Origin of the sequence: Pacificoceanicola algae (genome assembly GCF_049341065.1) — a bacterium.
Classification (GTDB): domain Bacteria; phylum Pseudomonadota; class Alphaproteobacteria; order Rhodobacterales; family Rhodobacteraceae; genus Pacificoceanicola.
This window is the reverse complement of sequence record NZ_JBMPIX010000026.1, coordinates 1-14,481: the sequence shown is the minus strand read 5'-3', so window position 1 is coordinate 14,481 and position 14,481 is coordinate 1. Positions and strand designations below refer to the sequence as shown.

The 14,481-nt window shown below is 60.0% G+C and carries 14 protein-coding genes; 8 read left to right on the top strand and 6 right to left on the bottom strand.

What is annotated here, in order from left to right; all coding sequences use genetic code 11:
- From ACOYQJ_RS22525 to glpK, 4 genes are all read left to right on the top strand, one after another.
- A complete protein-coding gene (locus ACOYQJ_RS22525; RefSeq protein WP_422908174.1) occupies nucleotides 1–852 on the top strand; it encodes a carbohydrate ABC transporter permease in 852 nt (283 codons plus the stop codon).
- Nucleotides 853–865: 13 nt separating this feature from the next.
- On the top strand, nucleotides 866–1,138 hold the full coding sequence (locus ACOYQJ_RS22520; RefSeq protein ID WP_422908173.1) for a DUF2160 domain-containing protein: 273 nt from the start codon (nucleotides 866–868) through the stop codon (nucleotides 1,136–1,138).
- Between the two features lie 87 nt (nucleotides 1,139–1,225).
- Complete coding sequence (locus ACOYQJ_RS22515) at nucleotides 1,226–2,938, top strand: ABC transporter substrate-binding protein (RefSeq protein ID WP_422908172.1); 1,713 nt, start codon at nucleotides 1,226–1,228, stop codon at nucleotides 2,936–2,938.
- Nucleotides 2,939–3,048: 110 nt separating this feature from the next.
- Complete coding sequence (glpK, locus tag ACOYQJ_RS22510; protein WP_422908171.1) at nucleotides 3,049–4,539, top strand: glycerol kinase GlpK; 1,491 nt, start codon at nucleotides 3,049–3,051, stop codon at nucleotides 4,537–4,539.
- Between the two features lie 4 nt (nucleotides 4,540–4,543).
- Here the strand turns inward: glpK and ACOYQJ_RS22505 are convergent, their stop codons facing one another.
- From ACOYQJ_RS22505 to ytfQ, 5 genes are all read right to left on the bottom strand, one after another.
- Complete coding sequence (locus ACOYQJ_RS22505; RefSeq protein WP_422908170.1) at nucleotides 4,544–5,278, bottom strand: FadR/GntR family transcriptional regulator; 735 nt, start codon at nucleotides 5,276–5,278, stop codon at nucleotides 4,544–4,546.
- Nucleotides 5,275–6,267, bottom strand: a complete 993-nt coding sequence (yjfF, locus tag ACOYQJ_RS22500; protein WP_422908169.1) for a galactofuranose ABC transporter, permease protein YjfF — start codon at nucleotides 6,265–6,267, stop codon at nucleotides 5,275–5,277. Before yjfF ends, ACOYQJ_RS22505 begins: the two co-directional genes overlap by 4 nt.
- Entirely contained in the window at nucleotides 6,264–7,316 is a 1,053-nt protein-coding gene (locus ACOYQJ_RS22495; RefSeq protein WP_422908168.1) for an ABC transporter permease, read from the bottom strand. Before ACOYQJ_RS22495 ends, yjfF begins: the two co-directional genes overlap by 4 nt.
- Entirely contained in the window at nucleotides 7,313–8,833 is a 1,521-nt protein-coding gene (locus ACOYQJ_RS22490) for a sugar ABC transporter ATP-binding protein (RefSeq protein ID WP_422908167.1), read from the bottom strand. Before ACOYQJ_RS22490 ends, ACOYQJ_RS22495 begins: the two co-directional genes overlap by 4 nt.
- Nucleotides 8,834–8,961: 128 nt before the next feature.
- Nucleotides 8,962–9,915: a galactofuranose ABC transporter, galactofuranose-binding protein YtfQ gene (ytfQ, locus tag ACOYQJ_RS22485; RefSeq protein ID WP_422908166.1), complete on the bottom strand. Its 954-nt coding sequence runs from the start codon at nucleotides 9,913–9,915 to the stop codon at nucleotides 8,962–8,964.
- A gap of 299 nt (nucleotides 9,916–10,214) precedes the next feature.
- Between ytfQ and ACOYQJ_RS22480 the strand changes: the two genes are divergently transcribed.
- Entirely contained in the window at nucleotides 10,215–10,565 is a 351-nt protein-coding gene (locus tag ACOYQJ_RS22480; protein ID WP_422908165.1) for an antitoxin Xre/MbcA/ParS toxin-binding domain-containing protein, read from the top strand.
- Nucleotides 10,565–11,068 (top strand): RES family NAD+ phosphorylase, encoded by a 504-nt coding sequence (locus tag ACOYQJ_RS22475; protein ID WP_422908164.1) that lies wholly within the window; start codon nucleotides 10,565–10,567, stop codon nucleotides 11,066–11,068. Before ACOYQJ_RS22480 ends, ACOYQJ_RS22475 begins: the two co-directional genes overlap by 1 nt.
- A gap of 27 nt (nucleotides 11,069–11,095) precedes the next feature.
- On the opposite strand, the gene ACOYQJ_RS22470 is transcribed toward ACOYQJ_RS22475, so the two are convergent.
- On the bottom strand, nucleotides 11,096–12,091 hold the full coding sequence (locus tag ACOYQJ_RS22470) for a LacI family DNA-binding transcriptional regulator (protein WP_422908163.1): 996 nt from the start codon (nucleotides 12,089–12,091) through the stop codon (nucleotides 11,096–11,098).
- A 162-nt stretch (nucleotides 12,092–12,253) separates the two neighbouring features.
- On the opposite strand from ACOYQJ_RS22470, the gene ACOYQJ_RS22465 reads away from it, so the two are divergent.
- Both ACOYQJ_RS22465 and ACOYQJ_RS22460 read left to right on the top strand, forming a co-directional pair.
- Complete coding sequence (locus ACOYQJ_RS22465; protein WP_422908162.1) at nucleotides 12,254–13,276, top strand: ABC transporter substrate-binding protein; 1,023 nt, start codon at nucleotides 12,254–12,256, stop codon at nucleotides 13,274–13,276.
- A gap of 72 nt (nucleotides 13,277–13,348) precedes the next feature.
- Nucleotides 13,349–14,464: an ABC transporter permease family protein gene (locus ACOYQJ_RS22460; RefSeq protein WP_422908161.1), complete on the top strand. Its 1,116-nt coding sequence runs from the start codon at nucleotides 13,349–13,351 to the stop codon at nucleotides 14,462–14,464.
- Nucleotides 14,465–14,481: the final 17 nt, after the last annotated feature.

The window sequence follows — 14,481 nt, the reverse complement described above, 5'->3', positions numbered from 1 at the left end:
ATGACCGACGCATCCGTTTCCCAAACTGCGCCGCGCTCCCGAGCCCTGCCGAAGATCAACAGCCGGGCCGTGGTGATGACGCTTTACCTTCTGTTCCTGTTGCTGCCGATCTACTGGCTGCTGAACATGAGCCTGAAGACCAATACCGAGATCCTGAACTCGTTCACGCTCTGGCCGCGCGATCTGACCTTTGCCAACTATGCCACGATCCTGACAGATCCGGCATGGTACATGGGCTATGTGAATTCGCTGATCTACGTGACCATGAACACGGTGATCAGCCTCGCGGTGGCCTTGCCTGCGGCATATGCCTTTTCGCGCTACAGCTTTATGGGCGACAAGCACCTGTTCTTCTGGCTCTTGACTAACCGTATGGCGCCGCCCGCGGTCTTTGCCCTGCCGTTCTTTCAGCTCTACTCCAGCATCGGTCTTTTCGACACACACATCGCCGTGGCCCTGGCGCACTGCCTGTTCAACGTACCGCTCGCGGTCTGGATTCTCGAAGGTTTCATGCGCGGCGTGCCGAAAGAGATTGACGAGACCGCCTATATTGATGGCTACTCGTTCGGGCGCTTCTTCGTGAAAATCTTCATGCCGCTGGTGGCATCGGGCATCGGTGTCGCCGCCTTCTTCTGCTTCATGTTCTCATGGGTCGAGCTGCTGCTCAGCCGCACCCTGACCACTGTCGACGCCAAGCCCATCGCGGCGATCATGACCCGCACGCAAGGCGCCTCCGGCATCGACTGGGGCGTGCTGGCCGCAGCGGGCATCCTGACGATCCTGCCCGGGGCCTTGGTCATCTATTTCGTACGCAACTACATCGCCAAGGGCTTTGCCCTGGGCCGGGTCTGAGGAGGAAAACATTATGGACTGGATGGCATGGACCTGGCCGACCGCGATCTTTTTCGCCGTCATCGCCTCACTGCTGGTCACCTTCACGGTGCTGGCGATCAAATTCCCAGAGACGCCGCGCATCGGCGTCTTGCGGATCGAGACAACGCGCGGTGATCGGCTTTTCATCACGCTTCTGGGCTCGGCCTTCATCAATTTGGCCTGGCTTGGATTGGTCGGCGCCGGCCAACCCTATGCACTGATTGTTTGCCTGATCTACGCCGCAGCGGTGTTTCGCTGGGTGTGATCACAAACCTTGTGAACGGGAGCCGAGGAGGCCCGGACACAACTACCCATCCTCAAACTATGGTTCATTTACGGGAGGAAACGAAGAATGACCCACAAACTGAAATCAACCACGGCAGCGCTGCTGATCCTTGCGGGTCCAGCTTTTGCCGATATGGATGCCGCAAAGGCATTCCTGGACGCGGAGATCGGCGATCTGTCGACCCTGTCCCGCGCCGAACAAGAAGCGGAAATGCAGTGGTTCGTCGATGCCGCAGCGCCGATGGCCGGAATGGAAATCAAGGTCGTCTCGGAAACCATCACCACGCATGAGTACGAGAGCCAGGTTTTGGCCCCCGCATTCACCGCGATCACCGGGATCAAGGTCACCCATGACCTGATCGGCGAAGGTGACGTGGTCGAGAAACTGCAAACTCAAATGCAGTCCGGCGAGAACATCTATGACGGCTACATCAACGACTCGGACCTGATCGGCACCCACTGGCGCTATCAGCAGGCCCGCAACCTGACCGACTGGATGGCCGGCGAAGGCGCGGATGTGACCAACCCGGGTCTTGATCTGGACGATTACATCGGCACCAGCTTTACCACTGCCCCCGATGGCAAGCTTTACCAGCTGCCCGATCAGCAGTTCGCGAACCTCTACTGGTTCCGCTACGACTGGTTCAACGACGAAAAGAACCAGGCGGACTTCAAGGAAGCCTATGGCTATGACCTCGGCGTTCCGGTCAACTGGTCTGCCTATGAAGACATCGCGGAGTTCTTCACCGGGCGCGACCTGTCGCACATGGGCGTCGAAGGCGAAGTCTTTGGCAACATGGACTACGGCAAGAAAGACCCGAGCCTTGGCTGGCGCTACACCGATGCGTGGCTGTCCATGGCCGGTGCCGGATCCAAGGGTGAGCCGAACGGCCTGCCGGTGGACGAATGGGGCATCCGTGTGAACGAGCAGTCCCAGCCGGTTGGCTCCTGCGTTGCCCGTGGCGGCGCCACCAACGGCCCGGCTGCTGTTTATGCTGTGACCAAAGCCATCGAATGGCTGGAAAAGTACACGCCCCCAGCCGCTGCAGGCATGACCTTCTCCGAGGCAGGCCCGATCCCGGCGCAGGGCAACGTCGCCCAGCAGATGTTCTGGTACACCGCCTTCACCGCCGACACGGTCAAGCCTGACCTGCCGGTGATGAACGAGGATGGCACGCCCAAGTGGCGCATGGCCCCCTCCCCGCACGGCGTCTACTGGGAAGAAGGCACGAAGATCGGCTATCAGGACGTGGGTTCCTGGACGCTGATGAAATCCACCCCGGTGGATCGCGCCAAGGCGGCCTGGCTCTATGCCCAGTTCGTGACGTCCAAGACCGTCGACGTGAAGAAGGCCCACGTTGGCCTGACCTTCATCCGCGAAAGCACCATCCAGCACGAGAGCTTCACCGAGCGCGCAGACAAGCTTGGCGGTCTGGTGGAATTCTACCGCTCCCCAGCTCGCGTGGCATGGTCGCCCACCGGCACCAACGTCCCGGATTACCCGAAGCTGGCCCAGCTGTGGTGGCAGAACATCGGCGACGCCATGTCTGGCGCCAAGACCGCTCAAGAGGCTCTGGACTCGCTTTGTGCAGATCAGGAAAAGGTCATGGCTCGTCTTGAGCGCGCTGGCATCCAAGGCGACATCGGCCCCAAGCTGAACGACGAGCAGGACCCGGAGTACTGGCTCTCGCAGCCCGGATCGCCCAAGGCCAAGCTTGCCAACGAGGACGAAGAGCCCAAGACAGTTTCGTATGACGAACTGATCATGTCGTGGAAGTAAGCCGACTTCTTTTGCCGGGGCCCCAAGGGGCCTCGGCGCTTTTGTGATTTTTGGATAGATTACCACACGGCGGCCCGACTCAGCGGCCGCGCCACTACCGAGGCAGCCTCATGACCCATATCCTAGCGATTGATCAGGGCACCACGTCGACGCGTGCCATTCTGTTCGATTCGGCCCTTTCCATTATCGCCTCGGCACAGGAAGAATTTCCGCAACATTATCCTGCCAGCGGCTGGGTTGAGCACGACCCGATGGATCTTTGGACCACGACCGCCGCGACCTGCCTCGCGGTGATCGAAAAGGCAGGCCCGGACGTCAAAGACATCGCGGCCATCGGCATCACCAACCAGCGGGAAACCACGCTGGTCTGGGACCGCGAAACCGGCAAACCCATTCACAATGCCATTGTCTGGCAAGACCGCCGTACCTCGGAGATGTGCAAGGCGCTGAAGGCCGAGGGCTTTGAGGAAACGATCACCGACCGCACCGGACTTTTGCTCGACCCATATTTTTCCGGCACCAAACTGGCTTGGATCCTTGACCACGTTGACGGTGCCCGCGCACGCGCCAAAGCTGGCGAGCTTGCCTTTGGCACCGTAGACAGCTGGCTGGTCTGGAACCTGACCGGCGGCAAAGCACATGTGACCGACGCCACGAATGCCGCGCGCACGATGATGTATGATATCCGCAAGGGGCGCTGGTCCCAGACCATCTGCGACCGGCTGAACATCCCGATGGAGCTGCTGCCCGAGGTGCGCGATTGCGCTGCCGATTTTGGAGAGACACGGCCAGACCTGTTTGGCCGCCCGATCCCGATTTGCGGTATTGCTGGCGATCAGCAGGCCGCCACCGTCGGTCAGGCCTGCTTTGAACCGGGGATGCTGAAATCCACCTACGGCACCGGATGTTTTGCGCTGCTGAACACTGGCGACACGCCGGTTCGGTCGCAAAACCGGCTTTTGACCACCATTGCCTATCAGCTGGATGGCAAGCCCACCTACGCCCTGGAAGGCTCGATCTTTATCGCCGGGGCAGTGGTGCAATGGCTGCGCGACGGACTGAAGATCATTCGCGACGCCCGTGAGACGCAACCTTTGGCCGAAACGGCGGATCCCGCCCAACAGGTCATCCTTGTGCCGGCCTTCACCGGGTTGGGCGCGCCTTATTGGAATGCCGAATGCCGCGGGGCCATCTTTGGACTGTCGCGCAATTCCGGCCCTCGTGAACTGGCCCGCGCGGCGCTGGAAAGCGTGGGCTTTCAGACCCGCGATTTGCTGGAAGCGATGAAAGCCGATTGGAGCGGCACCAGCGAAACCGCCCTGCGCGTCGACGGTGGGATGAGCGCCTCGGACTTTGCCATGCAGTTCCTTGCCGACATCATCGACGCGCCCGTCGAACGCCCGAAGGTTCTGGAAACGACGGCGCTTGGGGCAGCTTGGCTGGCGGGATACAAGGCCGGATTGCTTCCCGACATGGCCGCTTTTTCCGCCGGTTGGCAGGCCGAAGCGCGCTTCACCCCAGATCTGAGCGAAGACATCCGCGCACAAAAATACGCCGCCTGGAAATCAGCAGTCGCGGCAACGATCTCGTACAACGCATAACGCGTCACGCCTGCGCGACACCGCCCGGCAAAGCGTTGCGATAGCCATCGTTGATCACACGCTGCATGGCCTCGCGGGCGTCTTGCGGCGCCCCCGAGGCGATGGCCGTGGCAATGGCGCGGTGACGACTGGCGACTTTTTCGCGGCGGTCGGGGAAAGGTTCGGCGTTTTCCGCCATAAACAGCGAATACAGCGCGGTTTGCACCAAGTCCCCGAGCGATTGCAAAAACCGGTTTCCCGAAAGCCGCAGCACCTGCTTGTGGAACTCGTAATCGGCCAGTGCGAAATCCGCACGGCTGGTCGCAGTCGCCAAGGTGTCACACAGCGCAAAAAGCTGCTCGCAATCCACCTGATTGACGCGGCCCGCTGCCTGCGCCGCCGCCGCTGGTTCAAATATCAAACGGATCTCGAACAGCTCTTCGTAAAAGCGCACCGGATTCTTGACCGAGGTGTGCCAGCGCATGACATCCTGATCGAACATGTTCCATTCGTCCGCAGGGCGCACATGTGTGCCAACCTTGGCCTTGGACTGGATCAGACCTTTGGCAATCAGGGTTTTCTTGGCTTCCCGGACAACAGTCCGCGACACACCGAACATTTCGCACAGGTCCGGATCTAGCGGGATCATGGTTTCTTCGGGATATTCCCCCGCGACGATCGCTCGCCCCAACTGCTCCACGACAAAGCTTGTGTGGTTGCTCGCGCGCTCTGCCCCGCCCCCGGCTTGTACCAGGGTCATGAATGAGCGGTGGAGCCAGTCGCCGGTCGCCTTCTTACCTGTGTTGCCCAAGTCAGCCCTTTCTGCAGCAGGATGAAAGCAAAGAGTAGTCCCCCGATCACGATCTTTGTCCACCAACTGGACAGCGTCCCGTCAAAAACGATGTACGTTTGTATCAGCCCCATGATCAGTATGCCGAAAAATGTTCCCGCGACATAGCCATAGCCACCTGACAGAAGCGTCCCTCCGATAACAACCGCCGCGATGGCGTCAAGTTCGACTCCCACCGTGGCCAGCGAATAGCCCGCCGATGTGTAGAGCGAAAAGACGATGCCCGACAGACCTGCCAGCGCGCCGGAAATGGCATAGATCCCGATGGTGGTCGATGCCAGCGGCACCCCCATCAGACGCGCAGTCTGCGTCCCGCCCCCCAAGGCATAGACATTCTGACCAAACCGGGTCCGGTGCGCCACAACGATACCAACCAGAAAGGTCAGGACCATCACTCCACCAATCAGCCGGAACCGCCCACCGCTGGGCGCTTTCCAGTAAAGCCCTTGCAAGACGTCATAAAATTCATGCGTGATCGGCACGGACTCGGTGGACAACACATAAGCCGCGCCGCGCGCAAGGAACATGCCCGCAAGCGTGACAATGAACGGCGGCATTTCAAGGAAATGGATCAACGCGCCCATCGCCGCCCCAAAGGCCGTGGTGATGAACAGCACAAGTGCAAAGGCCGCCAGCGGATGGATCGAAGTGTCGCGCAGGATCACCGCCAGAAACACCCCGGTAAATGCGATCACCGAGCCGATCGACAGGTCGATCCCGCCCGACAGGATGACAAAGGTCATGCCGACCGCGGCAATCCCGAGAAAGGCATTGTCCGTCAGCAGGTTGGCGACAACCCGGGTGGACAACATCGACGGGTAGGCATAGCCGCACAGCGCAAAGGCCAGCACGAAAGTCCCCAAGGTGACAAGCAGCGGAAGATGGGTCGAACGGATCATTTTGCCTCTTCCTTCCGGCGGCGCGGCACCGGCAGCTTTTCTGGTTGCGGCTGCGGCCCGGAGGCGCGCAGCATGTATAGCAGATAGCCGATCCGAGGGGACTGGATCACGAGGATACAGAGGATCAGCAGCGCCTTGATCACAAGGTTGAATTCGGGCGGCATCCCCGACAGCAGGATTACCGAATTGACCGACTGGATGATCAGCGCGCCGATCAGCGAGGCCAGGATCGAAAACCGTCCGCCCAGCAGAGAATTGCCTCCGATCACCACCGCAAGAATAGCGTCAAGCTCAAGCCAAAGTCCGGCGTTGTTGGCATCCGCCCCCTTGATGTCGGCCGCCACGATGACCCCAGCCAAGGCAGCGCAGAGCCCCGAGACAAGGTAAACACAGACCAGAAGCACCCGAGAATTGATTCCAGCGAGCCGGGACGATCGTTCGTTTATCCCGATGGCCTCGATCAGCATTCCCAAAGCTGTGCGACGCACGACCAGGATGACAAAGGTGCCAAGCGCCATCCAGATCAGGATCGGTGTTGGCATACCTAGCACCGTCCCCGCCCCAAGATGGATCAGGCCTTCGTTCATGAAGGTGAGGATTTTCCCCTCGGTGATCAACTGCGCGACACCGCGCCCGGCAACCATAAGGACCAGCGTTGCGACGATGGGTTGGATGCGCAGAACTGCCACAAGAATGCCGTTCCACAGACCGCACAGACCACCAACCGCCAGCGCAGCGATCAAAGCGGTGCCCCAGCCCTGCCCTTCGACCACCATCGAGGCTGCCGTCGCCCCGGCGATGGCCATGACAGCCCCCACCGACAGGTCGATCCCCTTGGTGGCAATCACCAAAGTCATCCCCACGCACAGGATCGCAACCGGCGCCCCACGGTTCAACACGTCGATCAAATTGCCGAACAGACGGCCGTTGCGGAAATCGATGTGAAAGAAGTCTGGAAAGACGATCAGGTTCAGCAGCAACGCCGCGCCAAGGATCAAAAGCTGCGGCATGATCCGTTTGAGGACGGAGGGTTTGGGACCGGGTATCATGCGCGCTCCTCTTGCAAGGGACTGTCGTCGGCGATGGCCTGCACGATATTGTCGGGGGTGATCTGCGAGCCCGTCAGTTCGCGCACCTGCTTGCGGTCCCGCAGCACGACGACGCGGGTCGAATAGGCCACCAGCTCTTCCAGTTCGGACGAGGCGACCAAGAGCGCCATTCCGTCCGAACGCAGTTGTTCGATCAGCGCGATGATCTCGGCATGCGCACCAACGTCGATTCCGCGGGTCGGCTCATCCAGGATCAGGAAATCGGGGTTCGTCGCCAACCAACGCGCCAAAAGCGCCTTTTGCTGGTTGCCGCCAGACAAAAGCCGGATCGGCATATCAAGACTTGCAAGACGGATGTCGAGAGCGCGCACATAGCTTTCGGCGATCTCGTTGATCTTGCCGCGTGGAATAGGCCGCAACCATCCCTGCCGGGCTTGAAGCGCGAGGATGATATTATCACGCACCGACAGATCGCCGACGATGCCTTCGGTCTTGCGGTCTTCGGGGCACAGGGCGAACCGATGCGCCACCGCCTCGCGTGGGTTCGATATGGTGATCTGTTGCCCGCGCAGGGTCATCTTGCCCTGATCGGTCTGCACAACGCCAAAGATCAGGTTCGCCGCTTCAGTACGGCCCGAGCCCAAAAGCCCTGCCAGACCAACAACTTCGCCTTCGTGAATTGTCAGCGAAAATGGCTCGAGCATGCCGCGACGGCCGATCTTGTCCAGCTCGATCAGTGGCTTCCCGGCCTTTCCCGCCTTGCGGTCATGAACACGCGCCTCAAGCTGGCGACCCAGCATCAGGGTCACAACGTCCTTTTGCGTGACCTGCGACAGGTCTCGCGTTCCGACGACACGACCATTGCGCAGGATCGTGGCCCGGTCGGAAATTTCGAAGACTTGATCAAGAAAATGAGTGATAAAAACGATGGCCAGCCCGCGCTCTTTCAACTGGCGCACCACGGAAAACAAAAGCTGCACTTCGTCGCGATCAAGGCTGGCCGTTGGCTCATCAAGAATAAGAACCTTGCCGGACATCTCGACGGCGCGGGCAATGGCCACCACTTGCTGAATAGCCACCGAATAGGTTGTCAACGGCTCGCCCGGGTCGATGTCCAGCCCATACCCGGCCAGCGTTTTCCGCGCCAGATCGTTCATCCTGCGGCGCGACAAAAGCCCCCAACGCAGCGGTTGCCGCCCAAGATACAGGTTTTCGGCCACGGTGAGGTTGGGCAGCAGGTTCACTTCCTGATACACCGTGCCGATGCCAAGACGCTGGCTTTCAGCTGTGGATTGTGGGTCCACCTCGGTCCCATCCAGCGTAACGGTACCGCCGTCGCGCTGATATGCGCCGGTCAGGCATTTGATCAGTGTGGATTTGCCAGCCCCGTTTTCCCCCAGCAGCGCATGCACTTCGCCGCCAAACAGCTGAAGTTCGACATCATCCAGTGCGATGGTGCCGGGAAAGAACTTGGAAATACCCTTTGCATGCAGCATCGGGGGTGCGTCATCGGTCATGGATATGTCTTATCTGCGCCCGCAATCAAAACAAAGCGCGCTGTTCTTTTCAGCCCGGCGAAACCGACGCGGGGCGCGATGAACGGCGGGGCCGGACAAGGGGAAGTTTTGCCCGACCCCTGCCCCGGTCAGTAACCGAGGTCTTTCTTCATCTCATAGATCGCCTGATTGTCGTCCTTGGCCGTAAACAGCTTGGATTCGGTCTGGATCCACTTTGGTGGCATTGCCCCATCGGCAAGATAAGCTTCGAGCGCATCCAGCGCCGGGCCCGCCATGTTCGGCGTCAATTCGATCGTGGCGTTCATTTCACCGTTGGCAATTGCCAGATGCGCATCGGGCACAGCGTCGATGGCAACGATCTTGATGTCCTGACCTGGTGTCAGACCCGCCTCTTTGATGGCTTGAATGGCACCGACGGCCATGTCGTCGTTATGGGCATAAAGCGCGCAGATGTTGCCGCTGCCTTCCGCTTTCAGGAAGCTTTCCATCACGACCTTGCCTTGCGACCGGGTGAAATCTCCGGTCTGTGAGCGCACGATCTCGAGGTTGTCATGACCTGCGATGGCCTGCTCGAATCCGGTCTTGCGGTCGATGGCGGGGGATGACCCGGTTGTTCCCTGCAATTCCACGATGCGGCAATCTTTGCCGTCCATTTCGTCCACCAACCACTGACCGGCGACGCTGCCTTCGTGCACGAGATCCGAGGTGACGGCTGTCAGATAAAGCGACTTGTCGGCATCCACGGTGCGATCCAGAAGAACAACGGGAATCTCGGCGTCCTGCGCCTCTTCCAGCACTTCATCCCAGCCAGTGGCCACGACAGGAGCAACCAGAATTGCGTCGACACCCTGAGCGATGAAGCTGCGGATCGCCTTGATCTGGTTTTCCTGCTTCTGCTGAGCGTCGGCGAACTTCAATTCGATCCCGCGGGCTTCAGCTTCTTGTTTGGTGACAGTCGTTTCGGCGGCCCTCCAACCGGATTCCGAACCAATCTGCGAAAAACCAATGGTCAAATCGGCTGCCATTGCGGTGACAGGCGCAAAGACAAGAACGCTGGCCAATAGCGTTTGTTTTATAGACATGATTTCCTCCCTTAATGAGCGTTCTTCCACTCATTCAATCATTAAGTATTATTTTATTATCTTTGTAAACCTTGATGTGAAGTCTGCAGAAATGCGGGAATTTCCATTTATTTTCATATTCTTGGCATGCGCCCCTTAAAGACAACTCAGGATCTCCCGTCGCTGGCACTGGGATTTCTTCCGCAGGAATCGCCATGAACGTGCTGGCACAATCGTCCTGCTTCGCGCCAAAGCTTACACTTGAATGACAGCAAATTTGACGCTATATACCGTAATATTCACCGATTTATGAGGCTGCCATGTCTATCACCCAATACGCCGAGAACGGACTCTTCGCGCCGAAGAAAATTGCTGCGATCCTTCGCACAACCAGTGAAGAGGTGGCGATGACGGTTGGCTTGGGCAAAGATGCCTTGCAACGCAGAACCCGTATTCAATCCGATCGAACACAGCGCCGTCTGCGCGAACTGGTGGAGCTTTTGAACAAGGTTCAACCTCGGTTCGGGTCCGAACTCATGGCCTATGCCTGGCTGCGCTCGGAGCCGTTGCCCGGATTTGACGGCCGAACCGCAATGCAACTTGTGCAAGACGGCAGGGCGCAGCAGGTACTGGAATATATCGACGCGGTTGACGCTGGCGTTTACGCCTGATGTCGCTCAAAGACGGAGGCTTTCAGGGGCGGCTCTATCGTGCTCTGAACCCGGTCTACGCGCGCGAACCCCTGTCCGGACGCGGCGCGGCTCTTTATGGTGGTCGTTTCAATCCAAAAGGGACGGTCGCGCTTTATACCGCGCTGGACCCGGCCACCGCCCTACGTGAAGCCAACCAAGTGGGCGATCTGCAGCCGACAACGCTTGTGGCTTACCGCGCCGATCTGGGGCCAATATTCGACACGCGGAACAGCCCGGCCCTTGCGGCCTATGGCATGACCGAGGCGGGCCTAGCCGATCCGGGATGGCGTATGGCGATGCTGAATGGGCGGCCGGTTCCAACACAGGACTTCGCCAAAGCTTTGATCGCGGACGGCTACGTCGGATGCCTCGTCCGAAGCTTTGCGCATGGCGCGACCGAGGCGAACCTCAATCTTGTGCTTTGGCAATGGGACGGCGATCTTCAGGTGATTGATGACGAGAACCGACTGTCACGCACCTGATCGCGGGCACACACGAAAGCCTGCAAATCACCGGCGGACGCTGCTGCGCCAGACCATGCGCGATGGGACCGTGACGCTGCTCGGCGCATCGTCAGACGGCGCGGTCAAGCAACGGGTAGCGACTTGCGCTATTTCGCGAATGGGTTGGCGAAAGGTTGTCAGATCATAGCTCTCCCATGCGGCCTGTTCGATGTCATCAAAGCCGATGACGGAAAGATCTTCGGGCACACGCAGGCGGAACCGCCGCCGTGCCGCATCCATGACGCCGCATGCAATCAGATCGGTGGCACAGAACACCCCGTCCGGGCGATCAGGTTCAGTCATCAGGCGCGTGCCGATATCCAACCCCGTCTGGTAAGAGGTCGCGCCAAAGGCTTCGATCCGCAGCGTGACGCCGGCTTCGCTGGCAGCGGCGCGGAACCCTGCGCAGCGGCTTTCAAGACTGGGTGTGCCTGCCAGCGACGTCGCCAAAGCCAACCGCCGACAGCCCGCCGCCGCCAACGACGCAAAGGCCTGCCGGCCCGCGGCCTCGTCATCCAGCCGGATCCGGGTCGAACCCTGACGCTCTTCATCGCGGTTGATGACCACAAGACGCATGCCATTGCGCAGACAGGTTTCGGCCAGCGAAGTGTCTGGCATCCCCGACAACACGATGGCTGCATCAGTGCGATAGCCGATGGCCTGCCGCAACGCCTGCGCAACGCTTTCATCCGAGCGGTCGGTGTTGATCAGCAATCCGACCTTTCCCGCCTCTTGCAAGGTCTCGGAAAGCGCGGCCAACAGGGCCGAGCGATACGGCGTCCCGATCTCGGCCGCGATCAACGCAACGATCCCCGTCTGAGAGGTGATCAACCCGCGCGCCAAGTGATTGACCTGATAACCCAAGGTCTCTGCGGCCGCGTGCACCTTGGCACGGGTTTCGGCGGAAACGCTGGCGCCGGGGGTGAAACTGCGGGACACCGCCGCGCGGGAAACCCCTGCCAATTCGGCCACATCCTTTGCGCTGACTTGCACGCGCGCCATCTTGTTCCCCTGACTCGCTGACCGTGATCAGCTTTGCACCGATCAACGTAAACCCCGGGGTTGATAGCTCAGGAGACTTTTGTTGACAACGTGCGATTCGACTCGCAAGCTGCTGCACAGGTGTGCAAAACACCGCCTCATTTGAGGTCAAGGGAGGACATTATGAACAAACTGAAACTCGCCCTTCTGGGCGGTGCTGCCGTTTTGCCGGTGGGTGCGATGGCAGGGGAATTGAACCTGATCTGCTCGGCCGACGTGGTGATCTGCGAAAAGCTGGTAAGTGAATTTGAAGCAAGCCATTCCGACATTGATGTGAACATGGTGCGCCTGTCATCTGGCGAAGCCTTTGCCAAGATCCGCGCCGAGGCGCGCAACCCCCAGACCGACCTGTGGTGGGGCGGCACTGGCGATCCACATCTTCAGGCCGCCTCAGACGGGCTGAGCGCCGAGTACAAGTCGCCGATGCTCGACAAGCTACAGGATTGGGCGCAAGGGCAGGCCAAAGTGTCCGGCTATCACACCGTCGGCGTCTATTCCGGCGCGCTTGGTTGGGGCTACAACACCGAGATTTTCGAGGCCAAAGGCATCACGCCGCCGAAATGTTGGGCCGATCTGCTGGATCCGGCGCTAAAGGGTGAAATCCAGATCGCCGATCCGAATTCTTCGGGCACCGCCTATACGACTTTGGCCACGCTGGTCCAGTTGATGGGCGAAGACGAAGCCTTTGATTTTCTCAAAAAGATGCACGCCAACGTGTCGCAATACACCAAATCGGGCTCCGCCCCGGTGAAGGCAGCGGCGCGCGGTGAAACCGGTCTGGGCATCGTCTTCCAGCACGACGCCGTTGCGCAGGCCGTGGCGGGTTTTCCTGTTGGTGTCGGCTCTCCCTGCGAGGGCACCGGCTATGAAATCGGCTCGATGTCGATGGTCGAAGGCGCGCAGAACCCGGACGAGGCCAAGGCCTTTTACGACTGGGTGCTGACGGCAGAAGTGCAAAGCATGATGCCCGATGCCGGATCCTTCCAGATTCCGTCGAATGCCAGCGCGACGCCGCCAAAAGAGGCACCCGACCTGTCGACCATCAAGCTGATCGACTATGACTTTGCCGAATACGGCTCGTCCGAGCGGCGCAAAGCCCTGCTGGCCCGTTGGGATGCAGAAGTCGGCAGCATGCCGATCGAGTAAGGTCAAACCAAGGGCGGCGCGGCCCAAGCGGCGGCGCCCCCTTTGCCCCTGTCCCATCACCGGCGAGAACACATGAAAGACAACCGCAGGCTCGACATGATCCTTGCGGCCGGGGTCTTTGCGCTGATTGCGCTGCCTTGGTATCGCGCCCGTTCCGGCTTTTTCGGCTTTGACTGGCTGGCCGATTTCATCAGCTCGGACAAATTGTGGCCGGGACTGGTGCAGGCGGCCTCGGGGCGGTGGCAACTGTGGCCGGTGCTGGCCCTATGCGCGGCGGCCATGTTTCTGCGCGCCACGCGAGAACCGGGCGCGGCCCGAGGCCGGGCGCTCACCTGGATTGGAGCGCTGGGACTGCTTTGGCTGCTGATCGAAGGCCTGTCGGTCGGCCTGCGCGGTTGGAACTGGGGTCTGCTCGAGGCCACCTTTGGAGATGTCACGGGTCAACCGGCTTTTGGCACAGGGGCTGTGGTTCTGGGGCTGATTTTTGCGCTGATGATCGCTTTTGGTCAGGCTGAACGCGGCGCGCTCAAGGGCGATGCCTTTGTTCTGGGCGCGATCACGGTACTGGTGCTGCTGGTTGCCACCTTTGTGTTTTATCCGCTGGTATCGATGTTCGCGGGCGCGTTTCAGGAATTCGACGGGTCCTTTTCCTCCGAAGGCGTACGCCGCAATATCATCGACCCGAAGATCTGGTCACTGGCCTGCCTTGTCGGCGGCAATTGTGGCGTGGCCTGGCGGACTTTCTTTCTGGCAATTTGCACCGCAACTGGTACGACGTTGCTGGGGCTGGCTTTTGCGCTGGTCGCCACGCGCACAGGGTTTCGCTTCAAGAAATCGCTGCGGTTGCTGACGGTGCTGCCAATCATCACGCCGCCCTTTGTGGTTGGCCTTGCACTGACCATGATGCTGGGCCGGGCCGGCATCGTCACGCATTGGATTGAATCCGCAACAGGCTGGGAACTGGGGCGTTGGCTGTACGGGCTGACAGGGATCTGGATTGCCCAGATGCTCAGCTTTACGCCGATTTCCTTCCTTGTCCTGATCGGAGTCGTCGATGGCATCAGCCCCTCGATGGAAGAGGCCAGCCAGACGCTCCGCTCGGACCGTGTATGGATGGCTCCCGCGGGTCAAGGGTTGATCGGTTGGTTCTGGCGTTTGGTCGGGTGCGGCCATGTATACGGCGTCTGAGTTGCAGCGGTGCTGCG

Coding starts and splice junctions, on each gene's coding strand:
- ACOYQJ_RS22465 (WP_422908162.1), top strand. CDS start 12,254: ATGAACAAACTGAAACTCGCCCTTCTGGGCGGTGCTGCCGTTTTGCCG.
- ACOYQJ_RS22475 (WP_422908164.1), top strand. CDS start 10,565: ATGTCGCTCAAAGACGGAGGCTTTCAGGGGCGGCTCTATCGTGCTCTG.
- glpK (WP_422908171.1), top strand. CDS start 3,049: ATGACCCATATCCTAGCGATTGATCAGGGCACCACGTCGACGCGTGCC.
- ACOYQJ_RS22480 (WP_422908165.1), top strand. CDS start 10,215: ATGTCTATCACCCAATACGCCGAGAACGGACTCTTCGCGCCGAAGAAA.
- ACOYQJ_RS22460 (WP_422908161.1), top strand. CDS start 13,349: ATGAAAGACAACCGCAGGCTCGACATGATCCTTGCGGCCGGGGTCTTT.
- ACOYQJ_RS22505 (WP_422908170.1), bottom strand. CDS start 5,278: ATGACCCTGGTACAAGCCGGGGGCGGGGCAGAGCGCGCGAGCAACCAC.
- ytfQ (WP_422908166.1), bottom strand. CDS start 9,915: ATGTCTATAAAACAAACGCTATTGGCCAGCGTTCTTGTCTTTGCGCCT.
- ACOYQJ_RS22495 (WP_422908168.1), bottom strand. CDS start 7,316: ATGATACCCGGTCCCAAACCCTCCGTCCTCAAACGGATCATGCCGCAG.
- ACOYQJ_RS22520 (WP_422908173.1), top strand. CDS start 866: ATGGACTGGATGGCATGGACCTGGCCGACCGCGATCTTTTTCGCCGTC.
- ACOYQJ_RS22470 (WP_422908163.1), bottom strand. CDS start 12,091: ATGGCGCGCGTGCAAGTCAGCGCAAAGGATGTGGCCGAATTGGCAGGG.
- yjfF (WP_422908169.1), bottom strand. CDS start 6,267: ATGATCCGTTCGACCCATCTTCCGCTGCTTGTCACCTTGGGGACTTTC.
- ACOYQJ_RS22515 (WP_422908172.1), top strand. CDS start 1,226: ATGACCCACAAACTGAAATCAACCACGGCAGCGCTGCTGATCCTTGCG.
- ACOYQJ_RS22525 (WP_422908174.1), top strand. CDS start 1: ATGACCGACGCATCCGTTTCCCAAACTGCGCCGCGCTCCCGAGCCCTG.
- ACOYQJ_RS22490 (WP_422908167.1), bottom strand. CDS start 8,833: ATGACCGATGACGCACCCCCGATGCTGCATGCAAAGGGTATTTCCAAG.